The sequence below is a fragment of the Methanothrix soehngenii GP6 genome (genome assembly GCF_000204415.1).
In the GTDB taxonomy this organism is placed as follows: Archaea; Halobacteriota; Methanosarcinia; order Methanotrichales; family Methanotrichaceae; genus Methanothrix; species Methanothrix soehngenii.
This window is the reverse complement of sequence record NC_015416.1, coordinates 2,234,126-2,252,073: the sequence shown is the minus strand read 5'-3', so window position 1 is coordinate 2,252,073 and position 17,948 is coordinate 2,234,126. Positions and strand designations below refer to the sequence as shown.

At 52.5% G+C, this 17,948-nt stretch carries 20 protein-coding genes; 14 read left to right on the top strand and 6 right to left on the bottom strand.

Annotation, left to right across the window (positions count from 1 at the left end):
- Complete coding sequence (pyrB, locus tag MCON_RS11185; protein ID WP_048132390.1) at positions 1–927, bottom strand: aspartate carbamoyltransferase; 927 nt, start codon at positions 925–927, stop codon at positions 1–3.
- An 83-nt stretch (positions 928–1,010) separates the two neighbouring features.
- Between pyrB and MCON_RS11180 the strand changes: the two genes are divergently transcribed.
- Entirely contained in the window at positions 1,011–1,868 is an 858-nt protein-coding gene (locus tag MCON_RS11180; RefSeq protein ID WP_013720073.1) for a universal stress protein, read from the top strand.
- Between the two features lie 114 nt (positions 1,869–1,982).
- On the top strand, positions 1,983–3,269 hold the full coding sequence (locus tag MCON_RS11175) for a sodium-dependent transporter (protein ID WP_013720072.1): 1,287 nt from the start codon (positions 1,983–1,985) through the stop codon (positions 3,267–3,269).
- Here MCON_RS11175 and MCON_RS11170 read toward each other — a convergent pair.
- Together MCON_RS11170 and MCON_RS11165 are read right to left on the bottom strand one after the other, a co-directional pair.
- Entirely contained in the window at positions 3,266–4,951 is a 1,686-nt protein-coding gene (locus MCON_RS11170; protein WP_013720071.1) for a Na/Pi cotransporter family protein, read from the bottom strand. The genes MCON_RS11175 and MCON_RS11170 overlap by 4 nt on opposite strands.
- Positions 4,952–5,107: 156 nt before the next feature.
- Positions 5,108–6,232: an IS256-like element ISMco4 family transposase gene (locus MCON_RS11165; protein ID WP_013718283.1), complete on the bottom strand. Its 1,125-nt coding sequence runs from the start codon at positions 6,230–6,232 to the stop codon at positions 5,108–5,110.
- A gap of 308 nt (positions 6,233–6,540) precedes the next feature.
- On the opposite strand from MCON_RS11165, the gene MCON_RS11160 reads away from it, so the two are divergent.
- The 10 genes from MCON_RS11160 to ftsY all read left to right on the top strand — a co-directional run bounded on the left by MCON_RS11160 (position 6,541) and on the right by ftsY (position 13,828).
- Positions 6,541–9,273 (top strand): cation-translocating P-type ATPase, encoded by a 2,733-nt coding sequence (locus tag MCON_RS11160; RefSeq protein ID WP_013720070.1) that lies wholly within the window; start codon positions 6,541–6,543, stop codon positions 9,271–9,273.
- A 225-nt stretch (positions 9,274–9,498) separates the two neighbouring features.
- Positions 9,499–9,966 (top strand): 30S ribosomal protein S19e, encoded by a 468-nt coding sequence (locus tag MCON_RS11155; protein ID WP_013720069.1) that lies wholly within the window; start codon positions 9,499–9,501, stop codon positions 9,964–9,966.
- A gap of 14 nt (positions 9,967–9,980) precedes the next feature.
- Positions 9,981–10,322, top strand: a complete 342-nt coding sequence (locus tag MCON_RS11150; protein WP_013720068.1) for a DNA-binding protein — start codon at positions 9,981–9,983, stop codon at positions 10,320–10,322.
- Positions 10,319–11,002 carry a DUF7411 family protein gene (locus MCON_RS11145; RefSeq protein ID WP_232844282.1) on the top strand — a complete coding sequence of 228 codons (684 nt, stop codon included), beginning with the start codon at positions 10,319–10,321 and terminating at the stop codon, positions 11,000–11,002. The genes MCON_RS11150 and MCON_RS11145 overlap by 4 nt, the downstream gene beginning before the upstream one ends.
- Positions 10,941–11,093, top strand: a complete 153-nt coding sequence (locus tag MCON_RS15720) for a 50S ribosomal protein L39e (RefSeq protein ID WP_083804721.1) — start codon at positions 10,941–10,943, stop codon at positions 11,091–11,093. The genes MCON_RS11145 and MCON_RS15720 overlap by 62 nt, the downstream gene beginning before the upstream one ends.
- 2 nt (positions 11,094–11,095) lie before the next feature.
- Entirely contained in the window at positions 11,096–11,362 is a 267-nt protein-coding gene (locus MCON_RS11140) for a 50S ribosomal protein L31e (protein ID WP_013720066.1), read from the top strand.
- Complete coding sequence (locus MCON_RS11135) at positions 11,352–12,017, top strand: translation initiation factor IF-6 (protein WP_013720065.1); 666 nt, start codon at positions 11,352–11,354, stop codon at positions 12,015–12,017. Before MCON_RS11140 ends, MCON_RS11135 begins: the two co-directional genes overlap by 11 nt.
- Positions 12,018–12,032: 15 nt before the next feature.
- Positions 12,033–12,221, top strand: coding sequence for a 50S ribosomal protein L18Ae (rpl18a, locus tag MCON_RS11130; RefSeq protein ID WP_013720064.1), 189 nt, complete (start codon positions 12,033–12,035; stop codon positions 12,219–12,221).
- A complete protein-coding gene (pfdA, locus tag MCON_RS11125; RefSeq protein WP_013720063.1) occupies positions 12,214–12,669 on the top strand; it encodes a prefoldin subunit alpha in 456 nt (151 codons plus the stop codon). Before rpl18a ends, pfdA begins: the two co-directional genes overlap by 8 nt.
- The gene (ftsY, locus tag MCON_RS11120; protein ID WP_013720062.1) at positions 12,662–13,828 is read left to right on the top strand and encodes a signal recognition particle-docking protein FtsY; all 1,167 of its coding nucleotides are present in this window, start codon (positions 12,662–12,664) and stop codon (positions 13,826–13,828) included. Before pfdA ends, ftsY begins: the two co-directional genes overlap by 8 nt.
- A gap of 48 nt (positions 13,829–13,876) precedes the next feature.
- On the opposite strand, the gene MCON_RS11115 is transcribed toward ftsY, so the two are convergent.
- Both MCON_RS11115 and MCON_RS11110 read right to left on the bottom strand, forming a co-directional pair.
- Positions 13,877–14,503: a tetratricopeptide repeat protein gene (locus tag MCON_RS11115; protein ID WP_013720061.1), complete on the bottom strand. Its 627-nt coding sequence runs from the start codon at positions 14,501–14,503 to the stop codon at positions 13,877–13,879.
- 123 nt (positions 14,504–14,626) lie between these two features.
- On the bottom strand, positions 14,627–15,337 hold the full coding sequence (locus tag MCON_RS11110) for a rhomboid family intramembrane serine protease (protein ID WP_083804720.1): 711 nt from the start codon (positions 15,335–15,337) through the stop codon (positions 14,627–14,629).
- A gap of 195 nt (positions 15,338–15,532) precedes the next feature.
- Between MCON_RS11110 and htpX the strand changes: the two genes are divergently transcribed.
- Positions 15,533–16,363 carry a zinc metalloprotease HtpX gene (htpX, locus tag MCON_RS11105; protein ID WP_013720059.1) on the top strand — a complete coding sequence of 277 codons (831 nt, stop codon included), beginning with the start codon at positions 15,533–15,535 and terminating at the stop codon, positions 16,361–16,363.
- 46 nt (positions 16,364–16,409) lie between these two features.
- On the opposite strand, the gene MCON_RS11100 is transcribed toward htpX, so the two are convergent.
- A complete protein-coding gene (locus MCON_RS11100) occupies positions 16,410–16,898 on the bottom strand; it encodes a Fur family transcriptional regulator (RefSeq protein WP_013720058.1) in 489 nt (162 codons plus the stop codon).
- Positions 16,899–17,264: 366 nt separating this feature from the next.
- Between MCON_RS11100 and MCON_RS11095 the strand changes: the two genes are divergently transcribed.
- Positions 17,265–17,930 (top strand): peroxiredoxin, encoded by a 666-nt coding sequence (locus MCON_RS11095; protein WP_013720057.1) that lies wholly within the window; start codon positions 17,265–17,267, stop codon positions 17,928–17,930.
- The last annotated feature ends 18 nt before the right edge of the window (positions 17,931–17,948 follow it).

Sequence of the window (17,948 nt, the reverse complement as noted above, 5' to 3'; positions counted from 1 at the left end):
TCAGTCAACCTGATCACCCTCTAGGAGCATCTTCAATAGAGCCATTCTCACCGGAACCCCATAAAAGGACTGCTGGAAATAGCGAGCATGAGAGCTGTCGTCGACAGAAGGTGAGATCTCATCCACCCTGGGAAGGGGATGCATGATGATCAGATTCTGCTGTGAGCCGGCCAGAGATTCAGGGGTAATCCGGTAGCTGCTTGCCACCTTCTGGTACTCCACCGGGTCAGGGAATCTCTCCCTCTGGATGCGGGTCATATAGAGCACATCCACATTGTCTATCACCTCGCCCAGGTCGGCTGTCTCGCGCACAATGGTGCCTTTGCTCGATAAGTCGGCCTTGATGGGATCGGGCATCCTCAGGGTGGGCGGGGAGACCAGGGTGATATCTGCTCCATAAAGGGAGAGGGCATAGGCCAGGGAGTGGACGGTGCGGCCGTACTTCAGATCGCCTACCAGGGCGACATGCAAATTCTCCAGGCGGCTCTCCTTTCTGATGGTATACAGGTCCAGCAGGGTTTGGGTGGGATGGTGACCTGCTCCATCACCGGCATTGAGCACCGGCACGGGCGAGAACTGGGAAGCCAGGCGGGCTGACCCCTCCTTGGGATGGCGGATGACCAGGGCATCGGCATAACCACCTATCACCCGAACCGTATCTGCCAGCGATTCACCCTTGGAGATGGAGCTGCCTTCCGCTGGACCCAGGTTGATCACGCTTCCTCCCAGTCGCTTCATCGCCGTCTCAAAGGACATTCGGGTTCTGGTTGAGGGCTCGAAGAAGAGGAGAGCCAGAATCTTGCCCGCGAGCATACTGCTCTTCTTGCCTCGAGCCAAGGGCTCCAGAGACTGGGCAAGGTCCAGAACGGAATCGATCTCCTCTTTGGAAAACTCTCGCATGCTGAGCACATGCCTCTTCCTAAACATATTCGATCCCAACTCATCTCTGAGATAATAAGTCTTCCACTTAATACCACTACATTGATAAACTGTTGAGCCTAAATGCTATTATGTTTCAGAGAATTCTCATTCCAACCGATTTTTCCAGGTATTCGCAGAACTTGCTTGAGTGCATAGCCGAGCTTCCCGGTGAGAAGACTGTGGTGCTCTTGCATGTGATTCAAAGAAAGGCCGTGGAGCGGGTATGGGATCCGACAGCCGAGGTCGCAGAGGCCAAAGAAAAGATCGAAGAGCAGAAGCGCTACCTTGAAGCCCTCAGGATCGAGGTCAAGACCAGGGTGGAGACGATAATGGAGGGAAGTATAGCAAAGACCATCCAGAGGGTAGCAGATGAGGAGAATGCTACGCTGATAATGGTTGGGGCGCGGGGAAGGGGGCGGATAAGCGGCCTACTTCTTGGGAGCGTCTCCCGCGATGTTCTGCGCTATGGGCAAACCGATCTTCTGATAATGCGATACAAGGTTTTAGAGGGAGATAACCTGGGCCGGTTCTGCAGGAGCCTCTTTACCAAGGTCATTTGCCCCACGGACTTCTCAGATCCCGCAAAGGATGCGATACTCCTCGTCAAAGGAATGAAAGAGACAAGCGAGATCGGGCTGGTGTATGTCGTATCCAGCGGCGAGAGCGACGAGCAGATAGATGCTGCTGTGCGGGTGGCTGGCAGCAAGCTCAACTCCATCGTCAAGGAGATTGATAGGCCTGGGCTGAAGGTTACGACCCATGTCAAGGTGGGAGATGCGCCGCATGAGATCAGCTCATTGGCAGACAACGAGGATGCATCATTGATTGCCATGAGCTCACACGGAGCCGGCTGGCTGGAGCAGATGGTTGTCGGCAGCACGACCTATGACACCGCCAGGATCGCCAACCGCCCGGTTCTGATCGTGAGAACAGAAAAGAGGGCCTGATTTCAATTTTTCTGGAATCGCCTTCTTTTTGCTGGCTGCCGGTTTTCAGTTCGATCCTTAATTGAACCAACCCGATCCACCCGTTTTTGAGCGGAAAGAAGAGGTGTTAAAGAGTTGGAGAGATGGTCTTCTCGCCTGGTCTTCGTCCTGGCCGCCATAGGCTCGGCGGTGGGCATAGGCAATATCTGGCGCTTCCCAATGGTTGTGGGACAGAATGGAGGCGGAGCCTATCTAATTCCTTATTTTTTGGCGGTAGTCTGCCTCGCTGTCCCCCTCATGATCCTGGAGATGGCGGTGGGAAGGCACTGGAGGAGAAATCTGGTCGCCTCCTTTGGCCGGGCCGGAAAACGGTTTGAGATCGTCGGCTGGCTGATCTGCCTGATCGTCCTCTTAATCCTGAGCTACTACCTGGTCATAATGGGCTGGACCCTGGCATATCTGCTCTTCTCTCTTCTGGGCTCTACAGTCACCTTCTCCTCCTTCACCTCATCGCTAGAGCCATTAGCATATTTCTTGATCTCAGTGCTGGCGACGGGATTGATTGTGAGCCTGGGGGTGAACATGGGAATTGAGAGGATCGTATCGATCATGATCCCGTTCGCATTTCTCATTTTAGTGGCTTTGGTCCTGTTCTGCGTCAGCCTCCCCGGATTTCATCCCGGCATGGACTTTTTTATCCAGCCGGATTATTCCATGCTCCGCCGTCCTGATGTATGGAGCGCGGCTATTGGCCAGGCATTCTTCTCCCTGTCAGTGGGCATGGGCATTCTCATCACCTATGGCGCCCACCTGGAGGACGATATGGATATACCACAGTCAGCATTGATCATCACCTTCTCCGATCTTCTGGCCGCTATGCTGGCGGGGATAGCCATCTTCTCTTTGGTCTTCACCTTCGGCCTGGAGCCTGCCGCAGGTGCAGAGCTTGCCTTCACCACCTTGCCCAGAGCATTTGAGCTGATGCCTTACGGCCAAATATTCTCCGTGGCCTTCTTTGCTCTCCTGTTCTCCGCCGCCCTCACCTCGTCGATATCCATGATGGAGATGAATGTGGCTGCCATCATGGGCCAAACCAAATCGAGCAGAAAGAGAGCGAGCATCCTTCTGATGATCCTCCTCGTAGCCCTAGGTACCCCCTCCGCTCTGAGCTACAGCTCCCTGGATCTGAGATTTTTTGGATCAAGGATCCTGGATCTGATGGATGTAAGCGTGGGGACAATTGGACTTCCCATTGCCGCACTTCTGGTGGCGATAACCTTCCGATGGCTGATAGATGATGATGTATTGGCCGGCCAGGTACATCTCTCGGAGAGATGGCTCAGAACTCTTAGCATCCTCACAAAGTATGTGATACCAGCTGCCTTGCTGCTGATAACCGCGGCAATGATAATGGAGCTTTAAGTAAGCTGATGCTCCGAGCCGCTCTCTTCAGCGCTGACTTCACTGCCGTTCTCATTATTGGGATCGATCAGATCAGGCATATGGACGGCAGAGGCAGGAATTCCCATTGTCTTTGAGGTTTTCCTAAGCTCTCTTATGATTGATCCTATCCTCTCGAAGGAGAAGAGGATATCTGAGAATATGCCGCCAGAAGAGCTCTTTGCTACCAGTTGGATAAGATATGTTTTATAGTGCCAGTTGAGCACCTGGCGGAGCAGCTCGTCATTGGAGCGCATCTCTTTGTCGATATATTCCGGCATCTCGGGAAATACGCCTATGAGCTGCTCGGTATTCTCTCGGCAGAGGGCCGCCATCTCCTCGATTCCTCGGAGAGATTCAGGAGAGAGCGTGATCTTCTTCTCGTTCATCTGCTCGAAGCTCCTGGCCATGGAGGTCATCTGATGGGCCATCAGAGCGGATAGATCGGTAACCCTTGCCAGAATGGCAACATGAGCCGCATCTTCCACTGAGATGTCACGATTGGTCAGATTAATAACAGCAGACATGATCTGAGTGCGCAGATAATCGATGTAGTCCCGCAAATGGGCAATTCTCGAGCACATATCGGTGTTGCCCTCAGCGACCTCTAGAGTGTTATCGAAGATATCCTTGCAGATGCTGAGCATATGCACGATCTCTCTTTCCACTAATGATGCCGCAATAGGGATGTCGTCCGGCAGTCTGGAGGTGACGTGCTCGGTGACGAAGACTATCTCCCCATCCTTTTGGGGCAGTATGTGCATGATCAGTCTGCTGAAGGGCTTAATGGCCAGCAGGAAGATGACTGCACAGGTGGAATTGAATATGAGATGGGCATTGGCAACCTGTTGAGCAGCTGTGCCTCCCAGGTCCTCGATGAGCAGGGAGAAGTTGTCTATGAAGGGCAAAAAGAGCAGAACTCCAAGGAAATTGAAGAGAAACTGGGCAGTGGCGGTGCGCTTGGCAGCGGTGTTCATGTTCAGGGATACGACCAGTCCGGTGGTTGAAGTGCCAATATTGGCTCCCAGCAGAATTGGCAGGGCCTGAGATGCATTGATCAAGCCGCTTTGGGCCATGACCACAATCAGCCCAGTGGTAACCGAGCTGGATTGGAATAGATTGGTGATGATAAAGCCAATGATAATTGCTATCAGGATATCGTCCGTCATGGAGAGCAGGGAGAGGACCTCAGGATCATCCTGCAGGGGAGCAACTATGGATGAGATCAGGTTGAGGCTATAGAACACCAGGCCGAAGTAGAATACTGGCTTTCCATAGGCTCTATAAGGGGTGCGAATCAGGCTCAGCATAAATCCGGCGATGACGATCAACGGGGCAAATGCGGTCAGCTTGAAGGCGACCAGTTGCGCGGTCAGGGTTGTGCCCACATTGGCACCGATGACAAGGCCCAGGGAGGCCAGAAAGGAGATCGCTCCCGCGTTCACTAGGCCCACGGCGATGATGGTGGTGGCAGTGCTGGATTGGACCAGAGCGGTGACCGCAGCCCCGGCGAGAGCGCCACGCAAGGAGGTCTTCGTCGCATTTTGCAGAATCGTGCGGAAGCGTTCGCCGGCCGCATGCCGGACCTCTTCGGAGAAGTTCTCAATGCCGTAAAGAAATAGAATCACAGCCGGAACAACGGCAATAAGCAGATCCCAAATCATACAGCTCTCATTTCTCTAGAGCATGGAAAAGACGATAATTCCATTCTTCGATTCAGATGCTCATCTCTTGATTTTCTTCTCGGTATCAATTCCACGATTCCGGTAGCGTGCCATATCTGCTGTAATTTCACAGTGGCCCTGTATCCTGATTCCACTCTACTCTTCCAATGATAAATACCTTTTACCTGTTATCCAATCCTCGTTAATGTCCATCATGATGCAAACCGCCACCCTCAGAAGCGACTGATCATTTGAATAGGCTCCAGCCACACGACTTCTTCGTTTCAGCTCCTTGTTGATTCTCTCCAGGACGTTAGTTGTTCGGATCCTTTTCCAGTGCGATCTGGGAAACGATTTATAGTTCCAAAGGTCAAATCGGAAGCTATCAATCGTATCCGCCGACTTTTTGAATCCTTTATCATCAAGAATGACAGCCAGCTCCTGCATCTTGAACTCATCTTCAATAGCATCCTTCAGCATGTAGGCGACCTCCTTTTTCTCTTTCTTAGGTATGTTCTTGAGCACAGCACGCATAAAGTGAACATTACACATTTGCCAAGATGCTCCAAGAAATGACTTCTGGACGGCTGCTTGTATCCCTTTATGCGCATCAGATATCACCAATTTGACTCCTTTAAGTCCTCGAGCCTTCAAGCTTTCAAAACAGTTTTCCCAACAGGATTCATCTTCGCTATCATCCACCGTGGCACTGAGGATCTCGCGATATCCATCATCATGAATGGCAACGACAACGAGCAATGCCTTATTTACGTATCTGCCATCTGTTCGGACCTTGAAGTAGCTTGCATCCACGAATATGTAGGGGATTGATCCTTCGATGGGCCTGTTCAAGAAATCTTTGACCAATTTATCCAGCTTTTTAGCAATTCTTGAGACTTCAGATGCAGATATGTTCTTTAATCCAAACTTCGAGAATACTTTCTCGACTTTTCTGGTTGATACTCCCTCAAAATAAGATTCTGCTACAGCAACTCTTAATGAGTCTTCCACACGAGAAAATCTCTCGAATACTGCGGTTTCGAATGGGAATTCTCGGATTTGAGGTTTATCAAGCTCTATCTCGCCGTAGATGGTCTTTAGTTTTCGCGATCTCGTTCCGTTGCGGTGTGCTCGTCTCTTGCCAGTCCGTTCATAGGGACGGGCCTGGATTTGATTTTCAGCCTCAAGCTGCATTACCTCATTCAGAAAACCCGCGGTCAGCTTCTTCATGCCCTCTTTTCGATCGATAAGATAATCATCTGCTATGTCGGATATATTCATGGCTCTGTGTCCCTCCCAAAGTTTCGACGACTTGGGGATACAGGGCCAATTATAATATCTCATGAAGAAATAACTTGCTGTTATCTCGTGAAGAGCAAGTCAGTTCTTGTTACTGATATTTCTGCAAATTTTACAGCAAAAATGATACGCTACCACGATTCCTGAACGATTTCCCAGAACAAAAGCTTTATGATCACATAGAAAAGGTTTTAATGAATTATCCCTTTTAATGCATATATCTGAGAATGCCTATATCTTGAGGAGCAAATAATTAAAAGATGTATTTTTATTTATAAGGAGTGGATGCGATGGCGTCTGATGCTAATAATAACTGGCATGCATTAAGTGCTGACCGGGTTCTGCAAAAATTGGATAGCACCACCCGAGGCTTGAGTACAGAAGAGGCAGCCAGACGCTACAAGGCCTTTGGCCCCAATGAGCTGGAGGAAGGCGAGAAGCTGAGCAAGCTAGATATTCTCATCGAGCAGGTTAAAAATCCTCTCATTGCCGTGCTCGGCCTGGCGGCGGTCATCTCCTTCATGGCTGACAAATTCATAGATGCTGCAGTGATACTTGCGGTAATTCTCATCAACACATTGCTTGGGTTTTTTAAAGAATACAGCGCGGAAGAGGCCATCTTGGCCCTCAGATCCCAGGCATCAGCCGAAGCCCGGGTCTTGAGGGATTGCCCGGAGACGGGAACCTGCCAGGAGATGCGCATCAAATCCCAGGAGGTAGTGGTTGGGGATATAATTCTGGTAGAAGCGGGGGCAAAGGTCCCGGCAGACTCCAGGATCATAGAGCAGGCGAACTTGGAGCTGGACGAATCCATGCTTACCGGTGAATCGGTACCGGCGAGAAAGATGGCGGAAGCACTGCAGGAGGATCTGATCACTGCAGAGATGGACAATATCATCTTTGCGGGAACTGTGGTCACACAGGGAAGGTGCAAAGCGGTGGTCTTTGCCACCGGAATGGATACCGAGATGGGCAAGATCGCCCACCAGATAGCCAGAACGGAAAAGGCAAAGACTCCTCTCAAGAGGCGCACCCTGGACCTATCCAAGAAGCTGATGATCCTGGCTCTGGTCGCCAGCAGCCTGACCCTGGTAGTGGGCTTTTGGCGCGGATTTGAGCTGATTGAGCTCTTTCTCTTCACCCTGGCCATGGCGGTCTCGGCCATCCCCGAGGGCCTTCCTGCGGCCATAACCGTTGCTTTGGCTGTGGGTGTCAGCCGCATGGCCAGCCGGCATGCCATCATCCGCAAGCTGGATGCAGTGGAGACGCTGGGATCGATAACTGCGGTCTGCACTGACAAAACCGGTACCCTGACCACCAACCAGATGACGGTCCAGAAGCTCTTCCTGGCGGGCAGGATAGTCGATGTATCGGGGGTCGGATTTCAGCCGAAGGGCGATTTTGAGCTGGACGGAGTGCCGCTAAAAGCCTCAGAGGATAAAAGCCTGAGCATGTTCCTGAAGATCGCCTCCCTCTGCAATGATGCCTCCCTCAAGAGCCATAAGGAAGAAGAGGATCGATGGGAGATCCTGGGCGACCCGACTGAGGGCGCCCTGTTAGTGGCAGCGGCAAAAGCGGGCCTGGATAAGAGCGAGCTGGAGGAAAGCCATCCCCGGGTCGATGAGATCCCCTTTGATCCCAAGAACCGATACATGTCAACCTTCCACCGCACCGGCTCTGCTGAGCTGCTGGCATTGCTCAAAGGAGCGCCGGAGACCATCCTGGACATGTGCTCATATGTCCTGGATAGGGGAGAGGTAAAGGAGCTTGACCAGAAGAGAAAGGAAGAGTTCTTGAAGGCCAGTTCGCAGATGGCAGCAGAGGCTCTGCGCGTTTTGGCCCTGGCCTATGTCACCATTAAGCCGGAAGAGGTGGATGAATTCAAGAATAAGGGTCCAGCTAACCTGATATTCACCGGCTTTTCCGGAATGATCGATCCGCCCCGGCCGGAGGCCATAAGATCGGTTCATCTGTGCAAGAGGGCGGGGATCAAGGTGACCATGGCCACCGGGGATCATAAGATTACCGCACAGGCCATAGCCAGGGATATTGGGATCTATGAGGAAGGGTCGAAGGTCCTCACCGGCTCGGATTTGGATGATCTGAGCGATGAGGAGCTGGACGGTCTGATTCAGGATACCTCCGTCTTCGCCCGGGTATCACCCAAACATAAGCACCGCATAGTCCAATCCCTGCAGAGGAAGGGGCATATCGTAGCCATGACCGGAGACGGGGTCAACGATGCTCCTGCCCTCAAGGCGGCAGAGATCGGCATCGCCATGGGGATAACTGGAACCGATGTCACCAAAGAGACGGCGGACATGATCCTGACGGACGATAACTTCCAGAGCATAGTGAACGCAGTGGAGGAGGGCCGGGTAATCTTCGAGAATATCCGAAAGACAGTGAAGTATCTCATCAGCACCAATGCTGGTGAGATCCTCACCATCCTGGTGGCCCTGGTCTTCATGGCCATAAATGTGCTGATCTTCACCCCGGTGCAGATCCTATGGGTTAACCTGGTTACCGACGGGCTCTTAGTGGTGAATTTGGCCATGGAGCCTAAAGAAGAGGATGTGATGGACCAGCCGCCCAGAAACCCCAAGGAGAATATAATCAACATGGATATAGTTAAGAATGTGCTCTTCGTTGCCGCCTTTATGGCTGCGGGCACCCTCCTGGTGTTTACCAGGGAGCTTAACGGTGGAGATATACACCGCGCTCAGACCCTGGGCTTCACCACCCTGGCCATGTTCCAGATCTTCAATGCCCTCAACTGCCGGTCTGAAGACAAGTCCGTCTTCAAGATCGGCCTTTTCAGCAACAAATACTTGATCGGGGCAATAGTTGCATCGATAGCCCTGCAGCTGATGGCGACGACCCTGCCATTCTTCCAGATGGCTCTGGGAACGGTGGCCCTCTCGCTGTATGATTGGGCCATCATCTTCGCCGTCTCAAGCACGGTATTCATCGCCGACGAACTGAGGAAGCTGATAAAAGGGAAGAGTCTTATACGGATCTAGATGATAATAAGCTGAAAGATCAGAAAGGGAAATCCGGGTGGGCTTGAATTCTCCTCAGGCTCAAACATCCCATTCTCTTGGATTGCAGCCTGTGCTTCTACGGGAATGGGGATAATTGCCCTCTTGGAGAATCGCGCCTAGAGTGAATAGTGCGGAAAAAGCATTTATACTTGTTTTGGCGTAAGGGTTCTGGTTTGTTCCTTATCATCTCGGAGGATTGAAAAATTGACAACTGTTTACGACGTACCTCCCCATGACTTGATAGCCGCCACAGCTTTAGAGCTGAAGGCAGCGGGCAAGGTCCAGCCACCTGTTTGGGCTGAATTTGCCAAGACTGGGGTAAATAGGGAGATGCCACCCACCAATCCAGATTGGTGGTTTGTGAGGTCGGCATCCATTCTGCGCAGAATATATATCGATGGGCCGGTGGGAGTATCCCGGCTCAGAACCTTCTACGGCGGAAAGAAGCGCAAGGGAGTGGCCACTGGAACCTTCGCCAAGGGCAGCGGTTCGGTGGTAAGAGAATCCCTGCAGCAGCTGGAGAAGGCAGGCCTAGTTAGGAAGCTGAAGAAGGGACGCCAGATGACCCCAGAGGGCCAGGCATTCCTCGACGGCATAGCCCATAAGGTGGCCAGCCAAAAAGAGGCTTCAATTGCACCCGCATCCGAACCAGCCGCAGAATCGACAGCATAAGGAGGAATCAAACAATGGCTGATGATGAGCTTGCAGAACTGAGACGAAAGAGGCTGGAGCAGATCCAAAGGCAGCAGGCGGATTCGCAAATGGCTGCTGTTCAGCAGGAGCAGGCCCAGCAGGAGATGGAAGCCAAAAAGGCGGCCATAATGCGGACCATCCTCACACCTGAGGCTCGCGAAAGGATGAATGCCATTCGCATGACCCGGCCTGAGTTCGTCTCCCAGATCGAGGCCCAGCTCATCATGCTTGCACAAAGCGGCAGGCTGAGAGGCCCGATCACTGACGAGCAACTCAAGGCGATACTCACCCAGGCCCAGCCCAAGAAGAGAGATATCAATATAACAAGAAGATGAAAAATCTCGGAATCGGTCGATACATGAAGGTTGCAGTCCTATTCTCCGGCGGAAAAGATAGCAGTCTGACGGCCCTCCTTCTCGAGCCATTCTTCGAGGAGATAGAGCTGGTGAATTTCAGCTTTGGCCACGACGATTCCTGGATGAGAGCAAAAGAAGCAGCAAGAGAGCTGGGATATCCCCTGAGAAGAATGGTATTCGATGCGGATGTCCTGGAGAGAGCCCTGAAGATATTGCAGTCCACGGGCTATCCCAATGATGCTCTCAATTATGTTCATCCCATTGCAGTAGAGACAGTAGCAAAAGAGTGCGAATTTGTGGCGGACGGTACAAGAAGGGATGATCGCGCCCCGAAGATGGATTTCGGCGCCATCCGAAGCCTGGAAGACCGGTTGCATGTGCAATACTTGAGACCTCTGGCGGGCCTGGGTGGAAAGGCCATCCGGGCGATGGCCTCGCGCTATTTGGACTTCGAGGAGGAGCTCTCCGAGAAGCATCCTGCCTCAGACTTTGAGGTGGGCCTGAGATATGCGCTAAAAGAGAGGCATGGCCAGATGGAGGTCGACAGGATATTCCCCTCCAATCATACGCACACGAGAGTAATTCGGAGGAAGAGATTTGTCCAAGAAATTAAAGGGCAAGAAGATCAGGCTTGCCAAAGCATTCAATCAGAATCGTAGGGTTCCCTCCTGGGTCATAGTCAAGACCATGAGGAAGGTAGTCGCTCACCCCAAGAGAAGACATTGGCGAAGAAGCAGTCTAGAGAGATGACAATGGCGGACACAGAAAGAGTTTACACCATACCCCTGGGTATTGTGAAATGCGTTCCCGTTTACAGAAGGTCCAACCGGGCCATGGCTGAGATAAGGAATTACCTTGCCCGGCATATGAAGACCCCCGCAGAGGATGTGAAGATCGATCCCGGCCTAAACCAGGTTATCTGGAGAAGAGGGGATATGAAGCCACCAAGGCGGGTAAGGGTGCGGGCGGTCAAGTTTGAAGACGGCGGAGTGGAAGCAGAGTTTGCCGGTGAGAGATAAGAGGATCAAGATTGCAGGTAGCAGTCTGCTGGGTGTATTCGCCCGCTGCACAGATGATATAGTACTGCTGCCAGCAGTAGTCGGGCCAGAGGATCTGGCATTCATAGAAGAAGGGCTTCACGTAAAGGCAGTATGCATCCCTGCTGGCATCGGATCGGTCACAGGCTCGCTCATTTCCGCCAACAAGAGCGGATTTGTGGTCAGCCGCCATGCGGAAGCTGAAGATCTGAAGATCCTCCAAGAGCATGGAAAGGTCTCCAGGCTGCCGACCAGGATCAATGCCGCCGGCAATGTCATCCTGGCCAACGACAGCGCCGCTATGGTTCATCCCGGCCTCTCCACCAGAGCCTGTCGGGCGATAGAGGAGACGCTTGAGGTCAAGGTGCAAAAGGGCACCATCGGAGGCCTGAAGACCGTGGGAATGGCTGGTGTTGCCACCAACAAAGGCCTTCTTGTCCATCCCAGGGTATCCGAACAGGAAATGGCAGTGCTGGAGGAGCTATTCGAACTGCCTGTGGATGTGGGCACAGTCAACCTCGGCTCGCCACTGGTGGGCTCAGGTCTGTTGGCGAACAGCTACGGCTACCTCGCAGGAGACGAGACCACCGGCCCGGAGCTGGGCCGCATTGAAGATGCATTGGATTTCCTGGCGTAATAGAGGTGAAAATTCATGACTAATTTTGAGATCAAGGGAAGATATAAGGGAGGGCTTATTGGCAAGACCTGGCTTCCTTTCAGCAAGGTAGTGGATAGCCAGAACGAGAAGAATGCCAAAAATATGGTCTACTCCCTGATGGGAAGTCAACATGGTCTGAAAAGAGGCCTTATCAAGATAGACGAGGTGAAGACAGTTGAGTAGCTCTCCTGGGAGCGAGGAGGAGATCAGAAGGCTCCTGGCCGCATATGAGCAGTACCAGGCTCAGGCAGAGGGAATCTCCCATCAGCTCGGCCTGAGCCAGATCGCTGCCCAGGGGCTAGAAAGTGCTCTCGCAGCAGTTGATGCTCTGCAGGAGGCTGAGGTCGGTCAGGAGATTCTGGTTCCCATAGGCTCTGGATCTTTCATCCACGGCAAACTCGCCTCCAAGGAGAATGTGATCTTGAATGTCGGGGCAGGTGTGAGCATAGAAAAAAGATCTGAAGAGGCCATAGAGATCCTGAGGACTCGGAAGAATGAGGTTCTTGAGGGCTCGAAAAAGCTCACGGAAGTTCTTGCCAAGATCGATCAAGAGATGCAGAAGATTCAGGGCATAATGCAGCAGTACGAAAGCCGCCTCAGCGGTGGCCAGGGGAGCGAAGGGGTTGTTTAACCGGTTCAAAGAGAAGCTCTCCGGCTTTAAGGAGGCCCTGTCTGCCAAGGTCGCTGAGAAGGTTTCAGCCAAGGGCTCGAAGGGAGCAGCACAGCCAGAGGAGATCGAGGCAGAGGATCGGCCTGCTCTGGAGGCTCCGGATGCCGGCAGGATGGATTCGAAGGCAAAGGAGCCCAAAATGGGAGCATCTTCTGGATCTGCTACGAAGGAGCCCTTGGCCAAGCCCTTGGATAATGGAGAGACCAAAAATAAGAAAGGCAGATTCTCATTCCTGCAGAAGGCCAAGACCCTGGTCTTCGAGCAGGAGATAATCTTAGAGGAGAAGGATCTGGAGGAGCCCATGTGGGCATTGGAGATGGCCCTCATGGAGAGCGATGTCGCCCTTCCGGTGGCTGAGGAGATCGTAAGAGAGGTCAAGTCCGATCTGGTTGGGAAGAAAAAGAAGATCGGTTCGGATACCGGCCAGCTGGCTGAGGACTCTCTTAGAAATGCGCTGATAACCCTTCTATCCAAGAACCACCTGGACTTCGATGAGTACATCCGGGCGAAGGATAAGCCGGTCAAGATCCTGTTCGTGGGAGTGAACGGCACCGGTAAGACGACCAGCATCGCCAAGGTGGCAAAGTATCTCATGGATCAGAGCTACTCTGTGGTCCTTGCCGCTGGCGATACCTTCAGGGCGGGAGCCATTGAACAATTAGAGGTGCATGGCAACAATCTGGGGCTGAAGGTGGTCAAGCACAAGACGGGCGGAGATCCGGCAGCGGTGATATTCGATGCCATCGAGTATGCCCGGGCCCATAACAAGGATGTAGTCCTGGCGGACACGGCTGGCAGGCTGCATACCAACATCAACCTCATGGATCAGATGAGAAAGATCGTCCGGGTCACAACCCCCGATCTGCTGATATTCGTGGATGAGGCAATAGCAGGCAACGATGCCGTGGAGAGGGCGCGCCTGTTCAATGAGTCGGTGCCCATCGATGGATCGATCCTCACCAAGACCGATGCCGACGCTAAGGGCGGATCTGCCATATCCATCGCTTATATAACCGGCAAGCCGGTGCTCTTCCTTGGCGTGGGACAGACCTATCCCGACCTGGTGAAGTTCGAGCCCGAGTGGCTGGTGAATAGATTGATGGGTGAGGCAGAGGCATAAATTCTCGATGATACAAGCCACCTCTGACCTGGTCAGGGCAGCGGCCGCCTATGAGTCCCTTCCCAGCTCCATAAGTGCCGCCTCCCTGCAGCTGTAAGCCTCTACCATATCCGGGTCGATCTGGATGGCCTTCTGGGCAGATGATAACGCCAGATCGTACTCCGACCGGTTGATCAGCGAATTGCAGCGGTTGCACCAGGCCTGGGCAGAGTGGGGATCGATCCCGATGGCTCGATCGTATGCTGCCACCGCCTGCTCATGCCTGTTCAATTGAAAGAGCACATTTCCCTCATTGATCCAGGCCCTGGCATCTTCACCATTCAGCATCGTGGACCTATTGGACGCCTCCAGAGCCTCCTCGTATCTTCCCAGGATGTACAGGACCACTCCCCTATTATACCAGGCCTGGGAATTTTGCGGCTCGATATCGGTCACCCTGTCGAAGGCGATGAGGGCTTCTTCGTACTTGCCCTGCTGGGTTAGAGCAACCCCCTTGTTGTACCAGGCCCGGGCATAATCCGGATAATCCTGGATGTAGCGGTCAAACTCCGCTATGGCCTCATCATATCTGCCCTGCTCGGCCAGGTCTATGCCCTTATTGTAGCAGCTTATGCCTTCCTCATCATGCGAAGCGGGTGCACAGAAGCCCGATTGAGCTATGAGTGATATCTGCATTAAGATAACGCCAGAAACCAGGATACAGATAAAACTCCCTTTAAAGATCATTCCTCCTCAAGGATGTCCATTCTGCATATCTGAAGAAAAAGATTTTGGAGGCCCTTATTGCTCTCCTTTCCCTCAGTGCGACGGGAATAGATGCCGTCTCATGATTGTCTTGTAGGCAAAAGCGAGCAGTAATCCTGCTATGAAACCTCCAATGTGAGCCCAGTAGGCCACACCACCGCCTTCTGCCACCGCTCCCAACGAGGCCACACCGCTGAATAGCTGGATGACGAACCAGACGGTGATGAAGAGCAGCGCTGGTATCTTGGTGATTCGGTAGAAGAATCCGAAGAATATAAACAGGCGTACAGTGCCCGTGGGCAGGAGGACGAGGTACCCGGCCAGAACCCCAGAGATCGCCCCGCTGGCCCCCACATTGGGGATGATTGAGGAGGGGTCAGCAGCAATCTGGGCGGCTGATGCCGCAAGGCCGCAGAGCAGATAGAAGATGAGATAGGGGATGGGGCCCAAGAGGTCCTCCACGTTATCGCCAAATACGGCCAGAAAGACCATATTGGAGAGGATATGCAATATGCCCGCATGGATGAACATGGAGGTGAAGAATGTTGAATATGGTGGCAGCATGCTGCTCTGGACGCTTGTGACATCGGCAGGCACCAGGCCGAAGGTATTGAAAAAGGAATTCAGTCCCTGTGATCCATCTGTGATCAGAATATAGATCTCATAGATAAAAAAAAGGACGTTAATTGCCACTATCACTGCCGTAACTATCGGAAAGCTTCGGCGCGGTATGATCTCCTCTGTGCCCACCGGTGCAAACATCATTCACCTCAAATTATCTTATCCTGTACTCTCTCAGGCTCTTGTGCTCACAATCAAATTACCTGTCAATATACTTATCCTATGCATCGAGTATGGACAACTCCTCTCCCCAAAAAACTGCCTTTGAGGACATCCATTCGATGGTATCCGATCAGCCAATAGCAAAAGATAAATAACTCTCTAGACGAACCAATACCTATGGCCAATATGATCAGAACGACCCTATTGCTGGCCGGTCTGACAGGAATTTTGCTGCTGATCGGCGGCTACTTTGGTGGAAGAGGTGGCATGCTCATAGCCCTGATCTTCTCCATTTTGATGAACTTTGGAACCTATTGGTACAGCGACAAATTGGTCTTAAAGATGTATAAAGCCCGCGAGCTCACAGTAGCGGAGGCTCCGGAGCTCTTCGGCATGGTGGAGAATCTGGCCGCCAACGCTGGCCTTCCCATGCCCAGGCTTTATATAGTCGATAATCCCATGCCCAATGCCTTTGCCACGGGCAGGGATCCCAAGCACGCAGCAGTCGCCGTTACCACTGGGATCACCAGGATCCTAAATAGAGACGAGCTGGCAGGAGTGATCTCTCATGAGCTGGCTCATGTCCGGAATCGGGACACTCTGATCAGCACCATAGCGGCTACCCTTGCCGGAGTGATCACATTTATGGCCAATATGGCCCAGTGGTCGCTGATCTTCGGCGGTGGGGACGATGATGGCCCCAACCCCCTGGGAGTTTTAGCCATGGCCATCCTGGCTCCTTTGGCCGCCACCATCGTCCAGCTGGCGATATCCAGGGGCAGGGAGTTTGAGGCCGATGCCGGTGGAGCGAAGATAAGCGGCAAGCCCCTCTCCCTGGCCAGTGCCCTGGCCAAGCTGGAGTCGGGCAATAATGCAGTGCGTTCGGACGTGAACCCATCTACGGCTCATATGTTCATCGTCAATCCCCTCAAAGGAAAGGCAGTGGCGTCACTCTTCTCCACCCATCCCAGCACAGAGGAGAGGATCGCCCGGCTCAGATCCATGTAAATCAAGTGATTAAGACTGGTATCGACAAAAAGGCTTATAACGATTTTTACTCGGCCGATATTGATTCTGCCGGTGGGGAGGCGCTTTTCAGGGCATCCTTTGCCCTTCGACCGCACAAAGCGCAGATCCCCTCCAGATCAAAGCTCGATCCGATTACAGTGAAGTTCGCCTTGCTGGAGACATTTTTCACCAATTTCTGCATTATCGGGTCCATCCAATCGGTGACGCTGCCGCACTGAAGGCAGACCAGGTGCGCATGGGGCTCTGTATTGGGATCATACCTGGTTTGAGATTGAGGCAGGTTCAACTCACAGATCAGGCCGGTCTTTTTTAGAATTTTTATTGTGGTGTAGATGGTGGCCAGGCTTACGGTAGGATGGGTCTTCTTGACTTCCTGATAAGTCTTCTGTGCTGAAGGATGCTCGTGATTGCGCAGTATGTATCTGCTGATGGCTATTCTCTGGGGAGTGGCTCTATAGCCGCTGTTGCGAAATGTCTTTATGATGGTTGAGTCCAGGCTGTCTGCACTGATCATAGTAATTATTAGCTAATAATCACTCTTAAATAAACATATCCCCCACTGGAATTCAGGGCAGAGAAAGGACTGATTGGTTTGGGAGGTGGGCAGGATCAAACCTCGCGGGCTATCTCCAAATAAAGTGTGTGAGTTCATCTAGGATTTAGGGCAAGAACAGCTGCACCAGCGAGATCCCTGTCCGATCTCAGGTGGAGCTCAAGTGGCATCATAGCTGCAAATTCTGCCAAATGGAAGAGTATTGAAGAAACTGAAAGGCTTCATCTAACAGAACCAAATATATATGATAGAGAGGAGTTATTAAATATGTGCGAATCAGATAGATCCGGCCCCTCGAGGGGATTTGAGCATAGCGGTTTTCACCATATGAGCTACCATATGGGCGACAAAGGTGGCTTCCCATTGATTGGAGATAAGTTCCCTTCCATGGAGGTCAAGACCACCCATGGCATGGTCAAGTTGCCAGATGCATATTCCGGAAAGTGGTTAGTCCTTTTCAGCCATCCTGGGGACTTCACCCCGGTCTGCACCACTGAATTCGTGGCCTTCCAGAAGATGAGGAGCGACTTCGATAAGCTGAACTGCGAGCTTATCGGCCTTTCTGTTGATCAGGTGTTTGCTCATATGAAGTGGACCCAGTGGATCAAGGAGAACCTGAAAGTGGAGATCACCTTCCCCATAATCGCCGACGACCTGGGCAAGGTGGCCATGAGGCTGGGGATGATCCATCCTGGCAAGGGCGCCAATACCGTCAGGGCGGTATTCATCATCGATCCTGAGGCCACAATTCGCCTAATACTCTTCTATCCCCAGGAGATAGGAAGGAACATGGGCGAGATCATCAGGGCTCTTGAGGCGCTGCAGGTCGTGGACAAGAATAAGGTAGCAACTCCCGCAAACTGGCCCAACAACGATTTCCTCGGCGACCAGGTGATCGTGCCCCCTCCGGCGGATGAGAAGGCTGCTGCCGGCAGAAAGACAGGCGGCGGCATGGTCTGTGAGGACTGGTGGTTCTGCCATAAGAAGTTGTGAGCAGACAATTTATGAGGT